Origin of the sequence: Draconibacterium orientale, from assembly GCF_900111425.1 — a bacterium.
In the GTDB taxonomy this organism is placed as follows: Bacteria; Bacteroidota; Bacteroidia; order Bacteroidales; family Prolixibacteraceae; genus Draconibacterium; species Draconibacterium orientale.
Window position 1 is genome coordinate 1 of the sequence record NZ_FOHT01000032.1, and the last position, 24,076, is coordinate 24,076.

The following is a 24,076-nucleotide window of genomic DNA, read 5'->3' on the forward strand; positions in this document are numbered from 1 at the left end:
GCTAAGGATTTAACCAGGAGAGGAAAACCTGCTGGCTCTGTATTGCCCGAAGGTATTATTTTGAAGAAATACAAATAGCTAATAATGAGCAAAATGCTAAAAATAAAATTTGGATTACAACATAGAAGGGTGAGGGGTAATGCATATCTTATACTGTTGCCCGAATTACAATGGTTAATGCCGATACTACAACGCCGGAGTGTTCTGAATGAAATGAAAAAATGCGACACTTTGTTGTTAAATCGGTATAATTTTACTGAATTTCATGTAGCTCGTACAAATAAGTAATCCACCGTATTTTTAAACTAATCCTTTAAAATATCAAATCCCCCAGGTTTTAGAACTGATCCCATAAAGATTAACGTCAATTTGTTTTACATCTAATTCACCTAAAATAAAAAAGGAGTTGCAATTTCTTGCAACTCCTTTTTTCCAAGTGAACCTGAAGGGACTCGAACCCCTAACCTCCTGATCCGTAGTCAGGTGCTCTATCCAATTAAGCTACAGGTCCAGAACGTTTTTGCTTTTAAAGCGGTGCAAATATAGCGCTTATTTGTATAAATACAAATCTGTGCAGAAATTTTATTGAAATAAATTACAATTCATTTTCGCCTGCTTTTCTGCCGAAGCATTCAACCGCCTAACAGCAAAATAATTACGCGTATTTTTCCATTTTATCTTCAATGGCCACATTTTTTTCAAAATTTACCTGAAGCTTCATATTGGTGATCATTCGTTGTGTTCCTGCTTCGCCACAGGCCTCATGAATTCGCTCCAGCAACGCCGGAAATTCATTAAATTCACACTCTACTACTGTTTCAAACGGGCACACCTGGTAACGGTATCCCGATTTCTGAATGGTTTCAATTGCTTTGTCAACCAACTCGTATTTTATTTTTCCGTCGGCTTCAGGAAGCACCTGAATTGCCACATTTATCTTATTCGTTTTCCAACTCATTGTTATTCTTATTTTCCTTTTGATGAATTAATTGTATAATCTCGCTACGCGACAAAATCTTAACATTGGTAATTACCATATCTTCGCGTAAAAAACCACCGTACTGATTGCACTCGTTGATTACATTCTGAAATGTATCTTTGATTTCGGCGGTAATCGGCAACATTACCAGAGCCGATGAAAAACCTTCCATAAAGTCCATCGATTCAAATACACCTTCCTGCTTGTTAAGCTCGAATATTAACTCATCTTTAAGAAGCTTTTGTTGCGTTTCTGTTAACATTTCGTTTTCGTTAACCGAAAGAAACACCACAAAATACCGCAGTTTTTTGCCTTTTCCGCCCAGCCCGGTCGATATAAACACCTGTTGCTCATCGAGTAACGAACTATGCATCAGCATCCTGCTCTCCTGCAAAGCAAGCGTTCCCCATTGCTTCAGGTCGCCCTCAGTCTCTTCAACAAACTTCTCAAGCGTACGGTATGCTTTCACATCGTCGTACACCGCTATAGCTGTAAGTATCTCCTTTTTGCGTTCTTCGTCAACGTCCTTGTCAAAAAGTTCTTCTCTCGCCTCAAAACATTCTTCCGATGTGTCCCTGTCCTTCAATAGTCGGGCAAATTCAAAGTATTCCATCTGAATGCCAACATCTATCTGTTCCTCCAGAATACTAAAGTTTTCGGGCAAATCGTCCAATGCTTTCTGAATATTATTATAAAATTTATCTTCCTCCATTTAACCTCCTTCGTTCGAACAAAAGTAGTGACTTGTTGTAACTATGTAAAGAACAAATATATTTTATTTTTTATCATCGGAATTTAAATATATTTGTAGGCTTATTTTTATTTAATTTAAATACAGAAAGCAGGGGGAGAGTGAAATTAAGCGAAGCAAGAAATAATGAGCCGGTGGTAATCACCAAAGTTTTAGGTCATGGTTCGTTCCGGAAGAGGATTACTGAAATGGGATTTATCCGTGGCAACGAAGTTCGGGCCATTAAAAATTCTCCGTTTAAAGGTCCCAGTGAATACAAAATTCTGAACTATAATATTACGCTACGGAAATCGGAAGCCGATCGGATTGAGGTTATTCCAGCCTCCGAGTTCAAAAAAACATCAACCAACAATTTCGAAGGTACCATCGACAGGAACATAGATCTTATCGACAATTCGGTGCGTACCAAAACAATCAATATTGCATTGGTAGGCAACCCCAATTGCGGAAAAACCACGTTGTTTAATTTTATTTCCGGCTCGAAAGAAAAAGTTGGCAATTACAGCGGCGTAACGGTTGACATTCATAAAGCCACTTTTAAAAACGGCGATTATACGTTCAACTTTTACGACCTGCCCGGCACCTACAGTTTAACAGCCTATTCAAAAGAAGAAATATTTGTAAGGAAGTTTATCTACGAACAAACGCCTGACATTGTAATTAATGTACTTGATTCGACCAACCTGGAACGAAGCCTGTTTCTTACTACACAATTGATCGACATGGATTTGCGGGTTATTATGGCCCTGAATATGTTCGACGAGCTGGAAAAGAACAAGCTAAAACTGGACAAGGAAGAGTTATCGAAACTGGTTGGAATTCCGCTTATCCCCACGGTTAGTTCAAAAGGATTAGGGCTTGATTCGTTAATTGAAAAAGTTATCGAAGTTTTTGAGGGCCGCGACAACTTTTCGCGCCATATCCATATCAATTACGGAAAGGAACTAGAACAGTCGATACGCACCATTCGTCAGAAAATTAAAGAAGACAAACCGATTACCGATAAGATTTCATCGCGTTTTCTGGCCATTAAACTGATTGAAAAAGACAACCAGGTAATCGAACTGCTTTCGAAATACTCCAATTTCGACGAAATACAAGAAGTTACCCTGAAAGAAATAAAGAAAATAGAACAATTGGAAAACGACGATAGCGAAACGGTTATTGCCAATGCCAAGTACAGTTTTATTGCCGGTGCTTTACGCGAAACTTACAGCAACAAACAAAAGGAAAAGAAAACGCAATCGGAAAAAATTGATAGTGTGCTAACGAACCGCTACCTGGGATTTCCGATTTTTACGGCACTTTTGTTTTTTATCTTCTGGACTACTTTTAAACTGGGAGCTTACCCCATGGACTGGATTGATGCCGGAGTAGTGGCATTGGGCAATTTTGTGGGCAACATAATCCCCGATGGAATGCTGAACGACCTGTTGGTTGACGGAATTATTGGTGGCGCCGGAAGTGTAGTGATATTTTTGCCCAACATCCTGATTCTGTTCTTTTTTATATCCTTGCTCGAAGGCTCGGGATACATGGCTCGTGCTGCTTTTATTATGGATAATATTATGCACCGCTTTGGCTTGCACGGCCGTTCATTTATACCAATGATTATGGGATTTGGATGCAATGTCCCGGCCATTCTGGCAACACGGTCCATGCGAAATCGTGGCGACCGCATTCTTACCATGCTTATCATTCCGTTTATGTCGTGCAGTGCACGGCTACCGGTTTACATACTTATTATTTCGGCCTTTTTCCAGAAATACGAGGCATGGGTTTTAATAGGAATTTATGCCGTTGGAATTCTCTTTGCGTTTATTACAGCGCAGGTGCTCAACAAAACGGTTTTTAAGAATAAAGAAACACCGTTTGTAATGGAGCTCCCCACCTATCGGCTGCCAACATTCCGAAATGTGGTGTACCATATGTGGGACAAAACGCAACATTACCTGAAAAAAATCGGGACCATTATTTTGTTGGGAGTAATTATTATTTGGGCACTGGAGTATTTCCCGCGAAAAACAAAGAATACAGCCGGTTTTGAACAACAAATTGAGCAGATAATAAATTCGGAAATACCGGAAACGCAAAAAGAAGAACGCATAGCAGAAGTAAATCATGCCATGGAATCCGATCGTTTGATCAACTCTTATATCGGGCGAACAGGCAAATTTATTCAACCAATAATGAGTCCGCTTGGTTTCGACTGGAAAATGAGTATTGCCATTGTCGCCGGTCTGCCGGCAAAAGAAATTGTAGTGAGTACCATGGGAGTTCTTTACCAAACACAAGATGGCGAAACGACCATCAACCTGCAACAAAAATTACAAAACGAAGTTCACCAGATAGGAAAGCATAAAGGACAGGCTGTATTTACCACACCTGCCGCACTGGCATTTATTATTTTTATTCTGTTGTATTTCCCATGTATTGGGGTTGTGGCAACCATTAAAAACGAATCAGGTTCGTGGAAATGGGCAGCCTTCTCGGTATTTTACACCACCGCACTGGCATGGATAGCAGCGTTTGTAACCTACAATATCGGAATGTTATTCATGTAATATGATCCAGGAAATTCTGACATACCTGATTATTGCTGCTGCCGTTTTTTGGGCAGGATTAAAAATGTACCGTCGTTTTTTTAAACCGGCAAAAAAAACGAAAACAACCGATTTTAAAAAGGATAAAATTACCATGGTACACAACTGCTCCGACTGCGCTGCGGGCGACTGTGCTTTGCGCGACTTACCACGAAAGGTTATTGAAAAGAATATTGAAGAGTGCAACGACAACGTCGTGCGCTCATCACAATGATTTTAATCCTGAAATAATTTCTTTTGGATTTTCGGCACTAAAAACAAAACTTCCGGCAACAAGCACATCGGCTCCTTTATCGAGCAGCTTTTTGCCTGTTTCGTAGTTTACGCCACCATCAATTTCAATCTTACAATCCGAGTTTGCGTCATCAATCATTTTACGCAATTGTGCCACCTTCCTGTAAGTATTTTCAATGAATTTCTGCCCACCAAAACCCGGATTTACCGACATCAGCAACACCATGTCCAGCTCGCCGATAATATCCTCTAAAACGGCTACCGGCGTATGTGGATTTAAACAAACGCTGGCACTGGCACCAAACGATTTTATTAACTGAACCGTACGGTGTAAATGACGACAAGCCTCGTAATGCACCGTAATAATTGATGCGCCTGCCTCAACAAAAGGCTCGATGAATTTATCCGGATCAACAATCATCAAATGCACATCGAGCGGTTTTTGGGCAATTTTATTTACATGTTCTATTACAGGAATTCCGAATGAAATATTCGGCACAAACACGCCATCCATCACATCAAAATGAATATAATCAGCCTCACTTTGATTGATCATCTCGATATCTTTTCCAAGATTGTTAAAGTCAGCTGACAGAATGGAGGGTGCTATCAAAGCTCTCATAAATGTAGTTTATTTACCCAGGTATGATTTTAGCAACCTGTTTCGGTATTGATTTTTTAGTTTTTTAATTGCTTTTTCTTTAATCTGTCGAACGCGCTCACGTGTTAATCCAAAAACATCACCAATTTCTTCCAGCGTATGTGGTTGATATCCTTTCAACCCGAAGTAATACCGCAGAATTTCAGCCTCACGTTCTCCAAGTGTAGACAATGATCGTTCAATTTCTTTACGAAGTGAATTATCCATCAGCTCGCCGTCAGGATCCGGTGAATCTTCGTTTAGCATTACATCGTACAAACTATTTGCCTCCTCTTCACGAAGCGGCGCATCCATTGATACATGAGTGCTTGAAAAATTCATAGAATCCTCAATCAAATCCGGTTTTGATTCCATTAACTCGGCAACTTCGTCAACGGTAGGTTCGCGCTGGAATTCCTGTTCCAGCTTGTTAAATGCTTTGTTGATTTTGTTAATCGAGCCAATTTTGTTTAAAGGCAAACGCACAATTCTCGATTGCTCGGCCAAGGCCTGAAGAATTGATTGGCGGATCCACCAAACAGCATACGAAATAAATTTAAATCCGCGGGTTTCATCAAATCGCTCCGCAGCTTTTATCAATCCTAAATTTCCTTCGTTAATCAGGTCGGGCAGACTTAGCCCCTGGTTTTGGTATTGTTTCGAAACCGAAACTACAAACCTCAGGTTTGCTTTTATCAGCGTTTCCAAAGCTTCACGGTCACCTTTTTTTATGCGTTTGGCCAACTCCACTTCTTTTTCGGCCGACAACAACTCTACCTTTCCAATTTCGTGCAGATACTTGTCCAGCGAGAGGGTGTCGCGGTTAGTAACCTGTTTGGTAATTTTTAGTTGTCTCATATATTAATCTTGTTAACATTAACTTTCTTTAGAGCATAGTACTCTTTTAACTTATATTACTTCATGGGGCTAAAAGTAATACGCTAAATTTAATAATTTATCCATAATATCTATAATCACACTAAAAAAACATCAAAATTGGTTAACAGTTCATTTTGGTCCCTTCTAATGCTAGCGATTTAAAAGATAAGTCTTAAAATCTTCGAATGAACAAGTCATTTGTTCATTTTTTTTCTCACCTTTCATGAAAACAGCAAGCTTTTCCGGCAATTCTACTTTGCCTTTTCCAATCACTTTCTCTACCGTTTCGGTGAACTTTACCGGATGTGCGGTTTCCAAAAAAACACCAATTTCGTTTTCCGATAAATACTCGCTTAACGACTGGCATCCACAAGCCCCGTGTGGGTCGCATAAATAGTTGCGCTCGTTGTACACTTTTAAAATCACCTCTCTGATTTCTTCATCAGAATAGCGGTAACCTTTAATCTTTTCGGCAATCAAGAAGTGCTCGTTTTTGTACAAATCGAGAATACGGGCAAAGTTACTCGGTGCCCCAACATCCATAGCGTTGGCAATGGTTTCAACCGATGGGCGTGGTTTGTATTCTCCGCTTTTGAGGTACTGAAAAACCACATCGTTTTCGTTGTTGGCGGCAATAAACTGTTTTACCGGCAATCCCATTTCTGATGCGATCAATCCCGCGGTCAGGTTTCCAAAGTTCCCGCTGGGCACTGAAACTACTAACTCTTTATTATCTAATTTTCCGGCTTCTTTCAGACGGGCATAGGCATTAAAATAATAAAACGCCTGCGGAAGAAAACGGGCAACATTTATAGAGTTTGCCGATGTTAACACCAGTTTTCTATTCAGCTCCTCGTCGAGGAAAGCCGTTTTTACCAAATGCTGACAATCGTCAAAAGTTCCGTCAATTTCCAGCGCTGTAATGTTCTGCCCCAATGTTGTAAACTGCGATTCCTGAATATCGCTTACTTTTCCTTTCGGATAAAGCACATACACATGAATGCCCTCAACGCCCAGAAAACCATTGGCTACAGCACTTCCGGTATCGCCCGATGTGGCCACCAATACGTTTACCAGCTTCTCTTGTTTTCCCAAAAAATGATTGAGCAAACGCGCCATAAAACGTGCACCAACATCTTTAAACGCCAGCGTTGGCCCATGAAACAGCTCCAGCGAATAAATAGAATCGGTAACCTTTATAACCGGACAATCAAATTGCAAGGTATCGTAAACGATCTCCTTCAATTTTGTATCTTCAATATCTTCGCCAAAGAATTTCTTTGCTACTTCAAAGGCGATTTCCTGAAACGACAAATTTTGGATTTCGTCAAAAAAAGCAGGATCGAATTTTTCAATTCGCTCGGGCATAAACAATCCGTTATCGGCCGCCAATCCTTTTACAACTGCTTCTTTCAAAGAAACATCAGAAGTATTTTTATTTGTACTATAATATTGCATTGCAAGAACAAAAATAGAATTTTGAGATGAAGTCAAGATTCTCCACACTATCAAAATATGACAGATATCATAAATTTAACACCGCTTGATCCCCGGATGGAATCTATTTCAAAAATGCACGAATAAATTCATCGCCTTGCAAAGTTCCAAAAACGCCGTTGCGTGGATCGAACTCATCGTAAACTTCCACCGCATCGGCTTCTGCCCCCGGTTTATAAATGGTAAACGGAACGGCATCGCGGGTATGCGTTTTTAGGGCACACGGCGTTGGATGATCGGGCAAAATAGCAATTGCCACATCCTCTTCCATTTTAGTCGTTTCTTCCAGAATGTATTTTACCACACGCTGATCGAGGTATTCTATGGTTTTTGTTTTCAGCTCCACATCGCCTTCATGTCCGGCTTCGTCACTGGCTTCGATGTGCAGATATACAAAATCGTTTTCTTTCAATGCGTCAATTGCGGCCTGTGCTTTTCCTTCGTAATTGGTATCGTACAAACCGGTTGCACCCTCAACATGAATCACTTTCATTCCGGCATAAACACCAATTCCGTGAATGAGATCAACCGCCGAAATCACCGCCGAATTCTCAACACCAAATAGTTCCTTTAATGTTGGCATAGCCGGCTTGTAGCCCGGCGACCAGGGCCAAACAGAGTTACCCGGATCTTTCCCGGCTGCTCTACGCTTCTGGTTTACCGGATGATCTTTTAATAATTCCTGTGATTTTAAAATCAGATCGGTAACTAAATCAGCTGTTTTTCGTGCTGCTTCAGTTTTGGCTTTTGGCAAACAACCGGCAAATGGAGTTCCGGGCACATCGTGCGGTGGTGTGCAGGCAAAATCTTTTACCCCACCTTTAATCACCAATAAATGACGATACGAAACGCCTGGGTAGAATTTAATTTTATCCGTTCCGAGTTTCTCGTCCAAAAAACGGATCAGTTCTTCGGCTTCTTCATTTGAAATGTGTCCGGCCGAGTGGTTTTTAATTTTCTCATCTTCCACACAAATCAGGTTGCAACGCATACCCAAATCTCCGGGTTGCAATTCAACACCCATACTGGCCGCTTCCAACACTCCCCTGCCTTCAAAAACCTTTTCAACATCGTAGCCCAATACGGCCATATTGGCAATTTCGCTGCCCGGATGCATACTTTCGGGTACGGTTTTTAATAAGCCCGACTGGCCGTTTTTTGCCAGCCAATCGATATGTGGTTTATTTGCCATTTGCAGCGGAGTTTTCCCGCCATAGGCAGCGAGTGGCTCGTCGGACATGCCATCGCCAAGGATTATAATATGCTTCATGTTGTTCAGAAAATATAAGGAAGACCAGTGCACGGTGACAGCAGTAGGCAACCGGTCTTCAACGTTTTTTTGCACTGTTTATTTATAAGTATGTTTTTAGCAGCAACTTTGTTCTAAATATTCGACACTTTTATTAAATCGGCAAATACACCGGCAGCGGTTACCGAAGCACCGGCACCATAGCCTTTTATCAGCATCGGAAATTCGTGATAACGTTCGGTGGTGTACATTACCAGGTTATTGCTTCCTTCCAGGTCGTAAAACGGATGCGTAGCATCTACTTCCTGCAAACCGGCTTCGGCTTTACCGTTCTCGAACTTCGCCACAAAACGCCATTTCTTATTTTCGGCTTCCAGGCGCTGACGCTCGGTTTCAAATCTGGCATCCAACTTTGGAACACCGGCCCAAAATTCTTCAAGCGTACCGGCAAATAATTCTTCGGGTACAAATCGGTTGATCGAAATATCCTCCATTTCAATACGATAACCCGACTCGCGCGCAAGAATCAGAATTTTACGGGCTACGTCAACACCACTTAAATCCACACGCGGATCGGGCTCTGAATAACCTTCTTCCTTCGCCATTTTTATGGTTTTGCTCAATGGGATTTCAGCTGAAATGGTATTAAAAATATAGTTGAGCGTGCCGGAAAGAACGGCTTCAATCCGTAATACTTTATCTCCCGAATTTACCAAATCGTTCAGCGTATTGATAATTGGCAAACCTGCGCCAACATTGGTTTCGAAAAGAAATTTAATCCCTTTCTTTTTGGCGATTTTTTTCAGTTCGGCATAATTATCGTATTCCGATGATGCGGCTACTTTATTGGCCGTAACAATGGAAACGTTCGAGCTTAAAATTTCTTTGTAAAGATCCGCAACCGCGTCGTTGGCCGTACAATCCACAAACACTGAATTGTAAATATTCATTTCCTTAATCCCATCAACAAAACCCTGCAACGACGATGTTTTTTCCGAAGCATCCAACTGCTCTTTAAAGGATTCGATTTCGATTCCATCGCGGTTAAAGAGCATTTTTTTTGAGTTGGCAATCCCGGTTAACTTTAAGCGTAAATGGTTTTCTTTTAACAGGCGCTGCTGTTGTTGTTTGATCTGCTTAAGCAGGTTTCCTCCAACGGTTCCGATTCCCATCAGGAAAATATTCAGCTCCACATTCTCCGACAGGAAGAACGATTCGTGCACCACATTTAAGGTTTTTCGCAAGTCATCGTTTTTTACTACCCACGAAATATTCAATTCCGACGCTCCTTGCGCGATGGCAATTATATTCACCCCGCTTTTTCCCATCGTAGAGAACAGTTTTCCGGCAATACCGGTGGTGTGTTTCATGTTCTCGCCAACAATTGCAACCACCGAAACGCTGCTTTCCAGATCTATTTTACTCACCTGCCCGGCGGCAATTTCCTTTTCAAATTCTTCGCGAATGGCAGCTTCGGCCACATCCAGTGCTTTTTCTTCAATGGCCACACTGATTGAATTTTCCGATGATGCCTGCGAAATCAAAATCACATTTACATTTACTTTTGCCAACGCGGTAAACAAACGCATCGAAATACCGGTAACTCCCACCATTCCAATACCCTGCAAAGTAACGAGCGTAATTCCGGAAATAGATGAAATACCTTTAATCGGACGGTCGAAACCATTTTTTACGCCTTTTACAATTTTGGTTCCCGGGTTTTCCGGATCGAACGTATTTTTTATCTGGATAGGAATTCCTTTTTGGTAAACCGGCAAAATGGTTGGCGGGTAAATTACTTTAGCACCAAAATGCGAAAGCTCCATGGCTTCTGAATAAGAAATCTCCGGAATGGTGTAAGCTTTGCGAATCACGCGCGGATCGGCCGTCATAAAACCGTTTACATCAGTCCATATTTCCAGAATTTCAACATCGAGTGCTGCAGCCAAAATTGCGGCAGTAAAATCAGATCCACCGCGGCCCAGCGTTGTAAATTCGCCTTTGGCATTTTTCGAGATAAATCCGGGCACAACTGCCATACCTTTAAAACCGGTAAAAGTTTCTTTGATTTTGCTGTTGGTCACGCTAAAATCAACTACAGCTTTCCCAAAGTTACTGTCGGTTTGAATAAATTCCGACGAGTCTTTTCTGGGGCAACCAATAAATTCGGCAACAATATGCGACGAAATCCGCTCACCCAAACCGGCAATCCGGTCGAGCGTTTTCAATGTTAATTCGCCCACCAAAGTTATACCTGTCAGCAATTTTTCCAGTTCGTCGAGTAACACGTCAACCTTTTCTTTTACCGATCCTGAACCGTTAAAAAGCTCATTGATTGTTTCGTCGTGTCGCTGTCTGATTTCCGTAAGTTCCGTATGAAAGTCGCCTGTACCAGAGGCAGCATTGTGCGCTGCCGTCAGAATTTTATCGGTTATGCCACCAAAGGCCGAAACAACCACAACAACATCGTCGTTCTGGTTTAGTACAATGTCTTTTACACGTTTAATGTTTGCGGCGGAACCTACGGATGTTCCACCAAACTTTAACACTTTCATACGATTTTTTTTATCTATTATTATTTGTAATAACTACTTCAATTTTAGTCCTTCCTTATAAAAAAAACGGATGAATCGACAGAATCAATTCACCCGTTATATTCTGCCTATATCAGTATAATTTATTCTGTTGTGGTGGTTACTTTTCCGGTAATGGCTTCAATAATTTTCGTCTCCAATTCCTGAGCAAGCTCGGGATTGTCGATTACCAACTGACGTACAGTTTCACGTCCCTGTCCTAATTTTGTTTCGCCATAACTAAACCACGATCCGCTTTTTTTGATAATGTTGTATTGAACGCCCAAATCGATGATTTCGCCCGATTTAGAAATTCCTTCGCCATACATAATATCGAACTCTGCTTTGCGGAATGGTGGTGCCACCTTGTTTTTCACCACTTTCACACGTACGTGGTTACCATTCACCTCGTCGCCATCTTTAATCTGGCCAATGCGGCGAATATCCAAACGTACCGATGCATAAAATTTAAGTGCATTACCACCGGTTGTAGTTTCAGGGTTACCGAACATAACACCGATTTTCTCGCGCAACTGGTTAATAAAAATACAGCAGGTTTTTGTTTTGTTGATGTTGGCCGTAAGCTTACGCAGTGCCTGCGACATTAAACGTGCCTGAAGTCCCATTTTTGAATCGCCCATTTCACCTTCCAACTCGGCTTTTGGTGTTAATGCAGCAACCGAGTCGATTACCACAATATCCAACGCACCCGAACGAATCAGGTTATCGGTAATTTCCAAAGCCTGCTCACCGTTATCGGGTTGCGAAATTAGAAGTTCATCAATATCAACACCCAGTTTACGGGCGTAGTACGGATCGAAAGCATGCTCGGCATCTACAATTGCGGCAATTCCTCCGGCTTTTTGAGCTTCGGCAATAGCGTGAATAGCCAGGGTTGTTTTACCCGACGATTCTGGACCGTAAATCTCGATTACACGGCCTTTCGGGAAACCACCAATCCCCAAAGCTACGTCAAGTGCAATAGATCCGGATGAAATGGCAGGAATATCCTGTTCGCCCTGGTCGCCCATGCGCATTATCGAGCCTTTACCATAGCTCTTTTCAATTTTATCCATTGTTAGCTGAAGCGCTTTCAGCTTTTCCTTATTCATTTGAGCTCTTTCCTCTTTTGTCATGTTCAGAATAGGTTATAGATTTAACGTTTCAATAATCTGATTTGTGTGATCTTTTGTATTTACTTTTTCGAAAATTTCGGCGATTACGCCCTCTTCGTCAATAACAAAGGTTTTTCGTAAAACGCCCATGTACTCTTTACCATACATTTTTTTCAATCCCCAGGCGCCATAGGCCTCCAGAATTTCTTTTTCGGTATCGGCAATCAGGTTAAATTTAAACCCAAATTTGTCGATAAATTTCTGATGCGATTTTTCACTGTCGGGGCTTACTCCCACAACATCAAAACCTTTTTCCAGCCACGCATCGTAATTGTCGTTTAAATTGCACGATTCAGCGGTACATCCGGGAGTATTGTCTTTTGGGTAGAAATAAAGAATCAGCTTTTTTCCGGCAAAATCTTTAAGAGCGATCTTCTCTCCATTTTGATTTTTACCTTCAAAATCCGGGGCCTTATCTCCAACTTTTAAATTTGCCATGTCTTACGAATTATTCAATTTTACAAATATAGTTTAATAAATGATAAATCTCAGTTCATTTCTGTATCTTAGCTGCTACTTCAGTTTAATTTAATCTCTGAAAAAATTTGATTTTTTGTAGCTTTACAAACATAAAACAGAACTGATTTTCATATGATTTTTAGAAAGGTTTTAGCACTACTAACAATATTCTCTATTTTTTTGTTTGCTTCCGACAGCGTTTTTGGAGCCAGCCAGGAAAGTTCGCTTTCGCAGGCCATTCGTTTATACGATGAAGGCAATTTTAGCGATGCCGAGGTGATTCTGAAAAAGTTGCTGAATGAAAAACCCGACCACCTGATGGTTAATTACTATTATGGTGCCTGCCGTACTGAAAACGGACATTACGGAACAAATGAAATCATTTACTTACTGAACGGAAGCCTGGGAGAAGCACCTGTAAAAACCAATTATTATATTGCTGTTCAGTACCACGCTAAAAATCGTTTCGTAGAGGCTTTAAATTATTATACCTTATTCAGGAATAAAGCCGACGATGCAACTGCACAGGAACTTGGTATTGTCGAAAAAATGCAGCTATGCCGCGATAAAATAAATCCGTTTGAGCAAACTGAAGAAGTTGAAGAAGTAACCGAAACAGCAGCAACAGATGTGATGCCGGCAGCCGTGCCCCGCGAAACAGAACCGGAATCCTTTAACCCGGTTATTGGGGAAACGGTGATCGCAGCTGAAATCTCGGATTCTACAGAAATTTTTGCAGCCACTGATTCGGTTTTGCCCGACTCAACAATTGCCGATTCAATCATCCCTGAACCGGAAATTATTGAAGAACCAACTGAAGCTGAGGTTATACCCGAGCCAATAAATTTTGGAGTGAATGCGGAGATTACTTATCCTGACACCACATTCTTTAAAACAAAAAGCGGTTTAAATTTATATGCCGAGGGAACAGCCAAACAAGAGGAGCTGGAGCAAACGATCAGCAACACCGACGAACTGCGGAAACAATACGGCTCCACAACGTCATATACCGAGCGACAAACGCTGGGAAAACAAATTCTTGCCAAAGAAACAAGCATTTTTCAGCTACGTGCAGCTGCAGAAGAATTGCTGCTAAAATCGCAGCAGGAAGAAAATGCGTACTGGCAGAGCGCTTCATTCGAAGAAATACAGGAATTCAGAAAACAGGCCGATGATTATTTAGCAGCCTACAATTCGCAATTAGTTCATGAAAAACCAGATTCGATCATCCTGGTAGCACCGTCAATTGCGCCGGTTAACCGAACAACGACCAGTGATACCGACGACACAACAAAAGACGAATTGATTTATAAAATTCAGTTGGGCGCTTATAGCCGCGGATTACCGGCCTATGTAAAACGATTATTCGATAAGTTATCTTATATTCGTAAAATTGAGAATTACACCGACGAAAAAGGCATTGTAGTTTATACCACCGGAAACCTTACCAACTACAACGATGCAGTAAAAATGCAGGAACAAGTACGTAGAGAAGGCGTAGAAGATGCCTATGTTGTGCCGTATTTTAACGGAAAAAGAATAACTTTGAGTGAAGCTAAAGAAATTGAAAACGACAAATGACGCAGAAAGAGACAAAAAAAGTCCCAACAGGTGATTTCAGAGAAGGAGTTGTTGAAGAAAATTTCCTGACTTTGCATAACGACGATGTGCACACATTCGATTATGTTATCGATGCTTTGATTGACATTTGCAACCATGAATATGAGCAGGCTACACAATGTACAATGCTGGTTCATTACAAAGGTAAATGCGATGTTAAAAAAGGAGCTTTTGATGCATTAAAACCAATGAAAGAGGCACTGATCGAGCGCAAATTAAACGCAACTATTGACTAAAACATATGAGCATTCTTGCTATTATTTTACTAATTCTTCTGGGCCTGCTCCTTCTACTCATCGAGTTTGCAGTGATTCCGGGAGTTACCATCGCCGGAATTGGCGGTTTCCTTCTTTTAGGAGGAGCAGTGTATGTGGCATTTGCCGAATACGGAATACTTGCCGGTTTCATTACACTAACCGCAGTTCTTATTCTTGCCCCGGCAATGATTTACTACTTCTTTAAATCGCGGACTGGGAAAAAGATGATCCTGCAAAAAAACATCGATGGAAAAATAGACCTTATAAACAAGGAAAAAATTGTTGTGGGCGAAACCGGCAAATCGATTGGCAGATTAGCACCAATGGGAAAAGCAAAAGTGAATGGCGAAATAGTGGAAGCACAATCAACCGGTGCTTTCATCGACCACAATACCGAAATCAGAGTTTTGAAAATTGAATCCAATAAAATTATTGTAGAACCAATAAAAAAATAAATATGTTAGTAGATGCAGTAGGTGCCTGGGGATTAATCATTGGGGCCATCGTTTTACTTTTTATAATTCTCTATTTTATCCCGATAGGATTATGGTTTTCAGCGCTGGTATCCGGCGTACGAATTTCGTTGTTACAGTTGTTCTTAATGCGTTTCCGGAAAGTACCTCCGGGAGTTATTGTGCGCGCAATGATTGAAGGAGCAAAAGCCGATGTTGAATTAAGTCGCGATGCTTTGGAAGCCCACTACCTGGCCGGAGGTCATGTAGCGAGAGTTGTTCATGCATTGGTATCTGCAGCAAAGGCAAACATCGAACTACCTTTTAATATGGCAACCGCCATCGACCTGGCAGGTCGCGATGTTTTTGAAGCTGTACAAATGTCGGTGAATCCGAAAGTAATTAATACTCCGCCTGTAACTGCTGTTTCGAAAGACGGTATTCAGCTCATTGCAAAAGCAAGGGTAACCGTTCGGGCCAACATTAAACAATTGGTTGGAGGAGCCGGAGAAGAAACAGTACTCGCCCGCGTAGGTGAAGGAATTGTTTCGTCGATCGGATCATCGCATTCGCACAAAGCGGTGTTGGAAAATCCTGATTTTATTTCGCGCGTAGTGCTTGAAAAAGGGTTGGATGCTGGAACAGCATTTGAAATATTATCAATTGATATTGCCGACATCGACATTGGTAAAAACATTGGAGCAGTGCTTCAAATGGATCAGGCTGAGGCAGACAAAAACATTGCCCAGGCAAAAGCAGAAGAACGCCGTGCTATGGCAATTGCTCTGGAACAGGAAAATAAGGCTACAGCACAAGAAATGAGAGCCAAGGTTATTGAAGCTGAAGTTCAGGTACCACTGGCAATTTCGGAGGCCTTCCGCAGTGGAAACCTTGGAATTATGGATTACATGAAATACAAAAACATAATGGCCGATACTACCATGCGTGAGTCGATTGCCGATGAAGACAAAAGCAATACAGAAGATCAATAAACCCTATCTACAATAAAATTTTAAAGCTCGTTGCAAACTGGAACGGGCTTTTTTAATACTTAGTTTCTAAAATTTTTTCCAAAGCTTAAGCGTTTGTTAAAAAATATGCCTTTCCGAACGATTCTTCACTCATATCGTAACCGCAATATGTTTTTCAGCATATCTTTGCAGCATAAGTTTTAGTTCACAAGTTTAGGTTTGATTAGTTTTATTGGTTTAGTTAGTGGAAAGGATGAGCGTTGACTCATCCTTTTTTTATAGCTTAATTCGAAAACAATCCCCACTCGCCCTGCCATCTTCCACAATAGTTTCACCCGATAGATTTTCTCTAAGCTTGAATAGATTTAAAATATGTTATAAAACACATTTTTTAACATTCGGGTAACCTCCGGTTTACATACGCACCTTATCTTTGCAGTATAAGTTTTAGTTCATAAGTTTAGGTTTGATTAGTTTTATTGGTTTAGTTAGTGAAAAGGATGGGTGTTGACCCGTCCTTTTTTTCGTTATACCAACCATCTCCAACAACACCTGAATTACCCCACTCCCGACATCTCATCTTTCGGTGAAACATATTTAATTCAGTTCTGATTCCTTTAAATTATATTGTGAGAACGTACAACATTCCGAAATTGCGGAAAGATGATAGCATCACAAGTCAATTCACAATCAAGGGGGCACCCCATCCTCGAAAAGCAAGTTAAAAATTACAAAGCGCTATATCTTCCCTGTTCTTAATACGTAATTAACATCTGAGTTAACACCAACACTTTCGTACAAACCTGACATTACAAGTGTTTTCACAGACCACAGCCGACATTAAGCACTGATATCCTGACAGATGAGATCATGGACATACAATTCCCATCAATTTAACTGATGATTCATAAAGTTAAAATATGTTATGTGCACACATTTTAACATCCCATTAACCTTAGTTCATCGTATTCGCCTTAAATTTGTACTACAAGTTTAGTTCATAAGTTTAGGTTTGATTAGTTTTATTGGTTTAGTTAGTGAAAAGGATGAGTGTTGACTCGTCCTTTTTTTATGCACAAAACCAAAACCTCAATATCTTTTTGTCAGTTCAAACACATCTCCAAAGTCTTTTTTACATTTTATTCCGCAAACGTTTGCAATAGATGATACTTATCGCTCATAAATAATAACAATACGATATTACACAACTTAACATTCGATTAACTTTTGTTTCGAAGAAAGCACTTACATTTGTACTATAAGTTTTAGTTCATAAGTTTAGGTTTGATTAGTTTTATTGGTTTAGTTAGACAAAAGGATAGGTGTTGACCTGTCCTTTTTTATTTTACCCCAAACTGTAGATTTAGCAATACATTCAACACCGCCCCAAAATCGTCCAATAGATTTTTCTTAAGTATCGATAGATTAAAAAGATGTTATAAAACACATTTTTTAACATTGAGATAACTTCCTGTTTACATTTTCATTGTACATTTGTCATACAAGTTTAGTTCATAAGTTTAGGTTTGATTAGTTTTATTGGTTTAGTTAGTGAAAAGGATGGGTGTTGACCCGTCCTTTTTTTGTTTTATACCAACCAAAGCACAAAACCACCGATAAACACAAGCGTTACTGCCATATTGATAAAACAAACTTTTAATAGCAGACCGATCACAGAATCGAGGGTATTCGCCATTTTATAGGCAAGCACAGCAGGCACTCCTCCAACGAAATAAAAAACAAAGCAGCAATTACTCCGTCACGATGGGTTTCGGCCAACGTTTACAAAACTGCCGTTCTGACCTGGTTTTCGTTTAACGCTGCTGTTTCGCAGCCAGCAATCATCAATAATTATAAGAGACCGGTTAGCCAATCCGTAAAAAACCAAAATGGGAGAAACAACGAAGTAGAGGTTTTGATAAGCCGACGTATATTTTTGGTTTAGTCATGTTGATTAATTTCGAAGACGGTACAGCTGGCATAAGCCGGTTTAAAATTTTCAAAAAGTTCAGAAATTGGACGGTTCTCAATCACACTTTTTAAAATGCGGATTACTCCGGCATGGGCAACAATGGCAATGTTTTCAGCATTTTCGTTTTTAATTGCATTGAAAATAGCCGAAACACGCGCCACCATTTCAGGGTACGATTCGCCGTTTTTGGTTGGCAGTATCTGGTAATTGTCCATCCAGTCTTTTCCCTCCGGTTGAGCATATATTTCGTCCCAGGGCAGCATTTCCCAGTCGCCAAAATTCAATTCTTTAAGTCGCGAATCAAAATGAATCGCCTTATTCGGAAAAAGACTTTCAGCCAGTTTCCGGCAACGCAATAAGGGGCTCGACCACACGGCATCAAAACTCACCTGCGCTAATTCCTGTGAAAGACGTTTTTGCTCTTCGTAAAACGATTCGGCCACATCAACATCGGTTTGCCCATAACAAATGCCGGGTTTTACATTTACGCTGCTATGTCGGATCGTGTAGATCTTCATCCCAGATTTTGATAAGCAAGAATACACAAATAAAAAAACACTTCGCACAATTGCTGCAGGGCACCCAAAACATCGCCGGTGTAACCGCCTAATTTGCGTGTGATATAATTCCTGAAGAAAAAGGTTACAATGAGCAAAACCGCAATCACCAAAACAGTTTCCTGCCAGGCAAGGAACAGCAATGACAATCCGCCCGTAACCAGTGCCAACAGCAACGAAAATAACGAATCGGCTTTACCAACGGGCTTGGTTTTGCTTGTTGCATCCAGGCGCGCGTAAACCGAAGAATAAATTAGCAGCACCGGGAAAATGCGACTTAAGGCATGACCGGCAATTAAAATAAAAGGAATGCGCATTGTATCGATATGCGACAAGGCCAGAAATTTTATCGCCAGAACCGATAAAATACCTACTGTTCCGTAGGTACCAATCCGGCTGTCTTTCATTATTTCCAGGATACGTTCGGGTGTGTAGCCGCCTCCAAAACCATCGCAGAAATCGGCAAAACCATCCTCGTGAAATGCTCCGGTTAACAGAATTGTGGCCACCATACTGAGGGCTACTGCCAGCGTAACTGGCAATACAGCGCCAAAAGCAAAATAAACCAATGCCCCAACCCCTCCAACAATCCATCCGATTACCGGAAAGTAGCGCGTTGCTTTGTTCAGCATCTTCTCCGACCATCCTTCGATGCTTCCCACCGGAATTCGGGTGTAAAACATCAGGGCTGTGAGGAATATTTTTATTTCATTTTTCATGTTTGTAAAGAGCTATGCGCAGAGAGCAAAGAGCTAAAACCATTTCAAACTCTGACTTGTAAACTTAATCTTTATTGCTAACACCGGCATCGTCCATGCTGCTCATTTCGTTGAGGAAATTTACAGCCGATTTTACCAGCGGCATCGCAACAGCAGCTCCGCTTCCTTCGCCCAATCGCATTCCCAATTGCAGCAGCGGTTTTGCTCCAAGGTATTGCAACATAAGCTCGTGTCCTTTTTCATCGGAACCATGGCAAAATACACAATTATCTTTTACTGCCGGGTCCAGTTGTATTGCCGTAAGCACAGCAGCCGTGGCAATAAAACCATCGATAAGGATAAGCATATTTTGTCTCTTCGCTTCGAGGTAAGCCCCCGTCATGGCAGCAATTTCAAGACCGCCGAAAGTTGCTAAAACTTCTTCAGGCGTGCCGGGATTGTATTTCGCGGCAATTTCTTGTAGGATTCTGGTTTTACGATCGACCTGCTCATCATTCAAGCCCGAGCCTCTACCCGTACAATCTTCCAGTGAAAGGCCGGTAAATTTGTGCATCAGTAACGACGAAGGCGAGGTGTTTCCAATTCCCATTTCGCCACAACCGATGGTATTACACCCTTTGGCCGCTTCTTCGCGAACGGCTTTGACACCAACTTCCATCGCGGCGCGACATTCCTCCGCGGTCATGGCCGGTTCTTTTCGCATGTTACGACTTCCGTTTGCCACTTTGGCATTAATCACGGGTAGTTCTGCCGGGAAATCGTAATCAACACCCACATCAAAAACTTTCAGATTCATTGCGTTTTGCCGGCAAAAAACGTTGATGGAAGCACCTCCGGCGCAAAAATTCATTACCATTTGCCAGGTTACATCTTTGGGGTACGGGCTGATGCCTTCGTCAACCAGGCCATGGTCGGCAGCAAAAACCAGATGCGCCGGTTTTTCAATTTTGGGCGACAGTGTGTTTTGAACCATGCCTATTTGCAGGGCCAGTTTTTCAAGCCTTCCAAGCGATCCGAGCGGCTTGGTTTTGTTATCGATTTTGTGTTGTAGCTGATCTTTTAATGTCATTGTTATTGCTTTTTAATTTCTCGCAGATTGCGCGGATATGCGCAGATATAATTTTTAAAGAGAAAGACACAAACATTTTAACCGCAAAGGCGCTAAGACGCAAAGCATTCTGAAATCTTAGTTCGTCAATCTTCATTCGAAATTCAATATTCTTTCCTTATTACTTGTTTCTGAACCACAGCAGGCACAGTAGGTATCAATAGTTCTTCTTAGTGTTACTTTGTGCAACTTTGTGCAACTTTGTGGTAAAACTTTAAACTCTATAACTCGAAGTTTTTTTTAACCGCAAAGACGCAAAGCATTCTGAAATCTTAATTCGTTAATCTTCATTCGAAATTCATTCTTTTTTAAACACGAAGACTCAAAGACACGAAGATATTTACCGCAAAGGCGCCAGGACGCAGAGAATTCTAAAATCTTAAATCGTTAATCTTCATTCGAAATTCAATATTCTTTCCTTATTACTTGTTTCTGAACCACAGTAGGCACAGTAGGTATCAATAGTTCTTCTTAGTGTTACTTTGTGCAACTTTGTGGTAAAACTTTAAACTCTATAACTCGATGTTTTTTTAATCGCAAAGGCGCAAAGCATTCTGAAATCTTAATTCGTTAATCATCATTCGAAATTCATTCTTTTTTAAACACGAAGACTCAAAGACACGAAGATATTTACCGCAAAGGCGCCAGGACGCAGAGAATTCTAAAATCTTAAATCGTTAATCTTCATTCGAAATTCAATATTCTTTCCTTATTACTTGTTTCTGAACCACAGCAGGCACAGTAGATATCAATAGTTCTTCTTAGTGTTACTTTGTGCTGCCTTTGTGCAACTTTGTGGTAAAACTTCAAACACTATAACCCGAAGTTTTTTTTAACCGCAAAGGCGCAAAGACGCAAAGCATTCTGAAATCTTAATTCGTTAATCAGCATTCGAAATTCATTCTTTTTTAAACACGAAGACTCGAAGTTTAATTTTTGTTGCCGACACTGCGGTTGGGATTTAGCTATGGCCGATTTTCAATTCGCTTCGCCCAACTTTTACCTTTCTACTTTTTGCCTTTTGCCTTTTTACCTGTACCGGTATTCCCGAAACCATCAGAAATACGTCGTTTGCCGATTTGGCAATGTACTGGTTCATCCAGCCCTGCAGATCGGCAAATTTCCGGGCGATTTCGTTTTCGGGATGAACGCCCATTCCCAGCTCGTTGCTTACCACGAAAAGCTCCATCTCCTGTTTGATAAATCTATCCCACTCTCGCTTGGCTAATTCCAGGCTGGCATCAACATCGTTGTTGTTCCGGTAAAAAATATTGGTCAGCCACAGCGTAATACAATCAAGCATCACTGTTTTTCCGGCCAAATCATGCTTACTGATTTCAATCTCTTCCTCGATGGTTTGCCACTGTTCGCCCCGATCGGACTGATGGCGTTTAACCCGGCGATGAAAATCTTCGTCCCAGATATGAGCGGTTGCCAAATACACCGGTGCATCCGAATTTTCTTCAGCACGTTTCTGTGCAAAGCTGCTTTTCCCCGAGCGCTGGCCGCCTGTTATAAATGTTATTTGTGCCATTCTATAAAATTGAATATCAAAAGTTACAAAAAATCAAACCCCAGGTACGCGACCAGGGGTAAGAATCATTATCATGTGCTTTGAGTGCCGCACTTAGGGAAGAAACTGCTATAATTATTCCTATAGCTATTTGTCTTCTTTCGGACTACAAACATCCTGTTTATAAATCCATGTTATTTTATCACCACTTTCAAGGGGCTGGTTGATAGCAATCTTTTTGGCCGGCTCGCCATTTATTTTGTAGTACCAAACACTTTTGTTCGGCTCACCTTTTATACCATCAATTTCATCGACAAAAACATATTGCCCCACCGGGTGTGTTTTTACCTCCGCAACAAACTGGAGGGCTTCCAAAGCCGAAAGCCCTTCTTTCCAATTTGTCTCGATTTTCAGTTTTGGATGATTCAACGATCCAAAATCTATTTCAACAGTAACCTTATCTCTGTTGCCGGCAAAAGCCGATAATCCGAAAAAGCAAGCCAGCAGCAGATAAAGGCAAAATATTTTTAGTTTGTTCATCGCTTATTCAACATCAAGCAACATGAATGGTGCAATACCTGTTTCAAACACTTTCAATTCTGTTCCATCAGGTGAGTAGGTTACCACTGAACCATTTGAGGTTACATTGTCTGAGAAGAAACAAAACAGTTTATCGTCGTAGTAACCCAAACCATTTAATCCATTCACTCCATCGATGAATTTTTCGGCTTCGAAACTTTTTGAAGCCACATCAAATACAGATACTCCACCAGGCATTCCGTAGCCACCGGTAGTTACGATATACAATTTTGAGAAGTCATCATTAAACTCAAAAACATCAACATAGTTCATGCTGCTAACTCCTTCCAAATCATATTTCGCTTCAAATTCATCAGTAGAAGTATTAATGTAGCCGATACCTGTTTGTGTGGTTTCATTGCCGTATGCAACTCCCAGATTGATATACAAGTTATCCTGATCATCCTTTTCAAAATACGATGGAATGTTGCCTTCAGGAAGATCGATGTATGAAACCTCATCTGTGTCCAGGTCGATCACTGCCACCTGATTTGTATAATTTAATGCAGCATACAATTTGTTTCCGGCAATAGCCAAACCTTCGGGGCCATAATGCACAGGAATTGTACTCACAACTTCTCCGGCAGTTAAATCTACTTTTGCTATGTACGAGAGTGTAGGATCGGCGTAAACTGCTCCACCCCAACAAGAAACATACAGGTAATCGCCAAGTGCCTGACAGTTACGGGGGCCTACAATCTGATCGGTAATCCCATTTTCCGTTTGTTCAAAGGTTTTTGCATCAACCCAAAAAATCTGATCGGCAGTATTCCCCGTCATATAAATTTTGCCGTTGTAGTTGTAGGCAAATTGAATATTTGAAGTGATGTCCAATCCATTCACAGAACTGTAATAGCTGTTCACTACCTCATCAGTATATTTATTGTAAGCCGTTATGGTCGATTTATCTCCCGACCAGCTTCCGGCGTTAACAATGAAGGCCAAAGATGCGTCAACATTGATTTGTTGTCTAACATATTTTTCGGATTGCCCATCCTCCACACTTAAAGTTACATCATAAACACCTGGCTCGGCATAAACATGCTCTACTGATTCATCATTTAATGTTGTTCCATCTCCCATATCCCAGGTGTAAACAACATCCATATTCGACACCGAATTGTTTGTAAAATAAACGGTATCTCCAACCTGAATATTTTCTTCAGGTGAGAAAGAAAAGCCTAGCGTTATATCTAAACTTTCATCGTCATCGCAAGCAGTAAAGGCAAGTGCCAACACCGCCAAAAGTGTCAAAATTTTAAATCGGTTTTTCATTTTTTGTAGTTTGT

General features: G+C 40.9%; 21 protein-coding genes and 1 tRNA gene. 6 read left to right on the forward strand and 16 right to left on the reverse strand.

Annotation, left to right across the window (positions count from 1 at the left end; all coding sequences use genetic code 11):
• Positions 1–437: 437 nt before the first annotated feature.
• The 3 genes from BMW53_RS15865 to BMW53_RS15875 form a co-directional block, all read right to left on the reverse strand.
• Positions 438–511: transfer RNA gene (locus tag BMW53_RS15865), tRNA-Arg, on the reverse strand.
• 144 nt (positions 512–655) lie between these two features.
• Positions 656–958 carry a thiamine-binding protein gene (locus tag BMW53_RS15870; RefSeq protein ID WP_038559583.1) on the reverse strand — a complete coding sequence of 101 codons (303 nt, stop codon included), beginning with the start codon at positions 956–958 and terminating at the stop codon, positions 656–658.
• Positions 939–1,691, reverse strand: coding sequence for a hypothetical protein (locus BMW53_RS15875; RefSeq protein WP_051567874.1), 753 nt, complete (start codon positions 1,689–1,691; stop codon positions 939–941). Before BMW53_RS15875 ends, BMW53_RS15870 begins: the two co-directional genes overlap by 20 nt.
• A 140-nt stretch (positions 1,692–1,831) precedes the next feature.
• On the opposite strand from BMW53_RS15875, the gene feoB reads away from it, so the two are divergent.
• Both feoB and BMW53_RS15885 read left to right on the forward strand, forming a co-directional pair.
• The gene (gene feoB, locus BMW53_RS15880; RefSeq protein WP_038559580.1) at positions 1,832–4,294 is read left to right on the forward strand and encodes a ferrous iron transport protein B; all 2,463 of its coding nucleotides are present in this window, start codon (positions 1,832–1,834) and stop codon (positions 4,292–4,294) included.
• 1 nt (position 4,295) lies between these two features.
• A complete protein-coding gene (locus BMW53_RS15885; protein ID WP_038559577.1) occupies positions 4,296–4,547 on the forward strand; it encodes a hypothetical protein in 252 nt (83 codons plus the stop codon).
• Here BMW53_RS15885 and rpe read toward each other — a convergent pair.
• The 7 genes from rpe to bcp all read right to left on the reverse strand — a co-directional run bounded on the left by rpe (position 4,539) and on the right by bcp (position 13,018).
• Positions 4,539–5,189 (reverse strand): ribulose-phosphate 3-epimerase, encoded by a 651-nt coding sequence (gene rpe / locus BMW53_RS15890; RefSeq protein ID WP_038559574.1) that lies wholly within the window; start codon positions 5,187–5,189, stop codon positions 4,539–4,541. The two genes, BMW53_RS15885 and rpe, sit on opposite strands and share 9 nt — an antisense overlap.
• Positions 5,190–5,198: 9 nt before the next feature.
• Positions 5,199–6,065 carry a sigma-70 family RNA polymerase sigma factor gene (locus tag BMW53_RS15895; protein ID WP_038559571.1) on the reverse strand — a complete coding sequence of 289 codons (867 nt, stop codon included), beginning with the start codon at positions 6,063–6,065 and terminating at the stop codon, positions 5,199–5,201.
• A 171-nt stretch (positions 6,066–6,236) separates the two neighbouring features.
• Positions 6,237–7,544, reverse strand: coding sequence for a threonine synthase (thrC, locus tag BMW53_RS15900; RefSeq protein ID WP_038559568.1), 1,308 nt, complete (start codon positions 7,542–7,544; stop codon positions 6,237–6,239).
• 103 nt (positions 7,545–7,647) lie between these two features.
• Positions 7,648–8,853, reverse strand: a complete 1,206-nt coding sequence (locus BMW53_RS15905; RefSeq protein WP_038559565.1) for a cofactor-independent phosphoglycerate mutase — start codon at positions 8,851–8,853, stop codon at positions 7,648–7,650.
• A 113-nt stretch (positions 8,854–8,966) separates the two neighbouring features.
• The gene (thrA, locus tag BMW53_RS15910) at positions 8,967–11,387 is read right to left on the reverse strand and encodes a bifunctional aspartate kinase/homoserine dehydrogenase I (protein ID WP_038559562.1); all 2,421 of its coding nucleotides are present in this window, start codon (positions 11,385–11,387) and stop codon (positions 8,967–8,969) included.
• 122 nt (positions 11,388–11,509) lie between these two features.
• Positions 11,510–12,541, reverse strand: a complete 1,032-nt coding sequence (recA, locus tag BMW53_RS15915) for a recombinase RecA (RefSeq protein ID WP_038559559.1) — start codon at positions 12,539–12,541, stop codon at positions 11,510–11,512.
• 12 nt (positions 12,542–12,553) lie between these two features.
• Entirely contained in the window at positions 12,554–13,018 is a 465-nt protein-coding gene (bcp, locus tag BMW53_RS15920) for a thioredoxin-dependent thiol peroxidase (RefSeq protein ID WP_038559556.1), read from the reverse strand.
• A 153-nt stretch (positions 13,019–13,171) separates the two neighbouring features.
• Here bcp and BMW53_RS15925 point away from each other — a divergent pair, with 153 nt between their 5' ends.
• From BMW53_RS15925 to floA, 4 genes are read left to right on the forward strand one after another with little or no spacing between them, the layout of a single operon-like run.
• Positions 13,172–14,620, forward strand: coding sequence for a hypothetical protein (locus BMW53_RS15925; protein ID WP_074780961.1), 1,449 nt, complete (start codon positions 13,172–13,174; stop codon positions 14,618–14,620).
• A complete protein-coding gene (locus BMW53_RS15930; RefSeq protein WP_038559550.1) occupies positions 14,617–14,895 on the forward strand; it encodes an ATP-dependent Clp protease adaptor ClpS in 279 nt (92 codons plus the stop codon). Before BMW53_RS15925 ends, BMW53_RS15930 begins: the two co-directional genes overlap by 4 nt.
• 5 nt (positions 14,896–14,900) lie before the next feature.
• Positions 14,901–15,371 (forward strand): NfeD family protein, encoded by a 471-nt coding sequence (locus BMW53_RS15935; RefSeq protein WP_038559546.1) that lies wholly within the window; start codon positions 14,901–14,903, stop codon positions 15,369–15,371.
• A gap of 2 nt (positions 15,372–15,373) precedes the next feature.
• Positions 15,374–16,360 carry a flotillin-like protein FloA gene (floA, locus tag BMW53_RS15940; RefSeq protein ID WP_038559543.1) on the forward strand — a complete coding sequence of 329 codons (987 nt, stop codon included), beginning with the start codon at positions 15,374–15,376 and terminating at the stop codon, positions 16,358–16,360.
• A gap of 1,920 nt (positions 16,361–18,280) precedes the next feature.
• On the opposite strand, the gene cobC is transcribed toward floA, so the two are convergent.
• The 6 genes from cobC to BMW53_RS15970 form a co-directional block, all read right to left on the reverse strand.
• Complete coding sequence (gene cobC / locus BMW53_RS15945; RefSeq protein WP_051567873.1) at positions 18,281–18,829, reverse strand: alpha-ribazole phosphatase; 549 nt, start codon at positions 18,827–18,829, stop codon at positions 18,281–18,283.
• Positions 18,826–19,587 (reverse strand): adenosylcobinamide-GDP ribazoletransferase, encoded by a 762-nt coding sequence (locus BMW53_RS15950; protein ID WP_038559540.1) that lies wholly within the window; start codon positions 19,585–19,587, stop codon positions 18,826–18,828. The genes cobC and BMW53_RS15950 overlap by 4 nt, the downstream gene beginning before the upstream one ends.
• 64 nt (positions 19,588–19,651) lie before the next feature.
• Positions 19,652–20,656, reverse strand: coding sequence for a nicotinate-nucleotide--dimethylbenzimidazole phosphoribosyltransferase (cobT, locus tag BMW53_RS15955; RefSeq protein ID WP_038559538.1), 1,005 nt, complete (start codon positions 20,654–20,656; stop codon positions 19,652–19,654).
• 1,000 nt (positions 20,657–21,656) lie between these two features.
• Positions 21,657–22,229 (reverse strand): bifunctional adenosylcobinamide kinase/adenosylcobinamide-phosphate guanylyltransferase, encoded by a 573-nt coding sequence (cobU, locus tag BMW53_RS15960; RefSeq protein ID WP_051567872.1) that lies wholly within the window; start codon positions 22,227–22,229, stop codon positions 21,657–21,659.
• A 126-nt stretch (positions 22,230–22,355) separates the two neighbouring features.
• Positions 22,356–22,748, reverse strand: a complete 393-nt coding sequence (locus BMW53_RS15965) for a DUF4430 domain-containing protein (protein WP_038559535.1) — start codon at positions 22,746–22,748, stop codon at positions 22,356–22,358.
• Positions 22,749–22,751: 3 nt separating this feature from the next.
• Entirely contained in the window at positions 22,752–24,062 is a 1,311-nt protein-coding gene (locus tag BMW53_RS15970; RefSeq protein ID WP_038559532.1) for a PKD domain-containing protein, read from the reverse strand.
• Between the last annotated feature and the right edge of the window lie 14 nt (positions 24,063–24,076).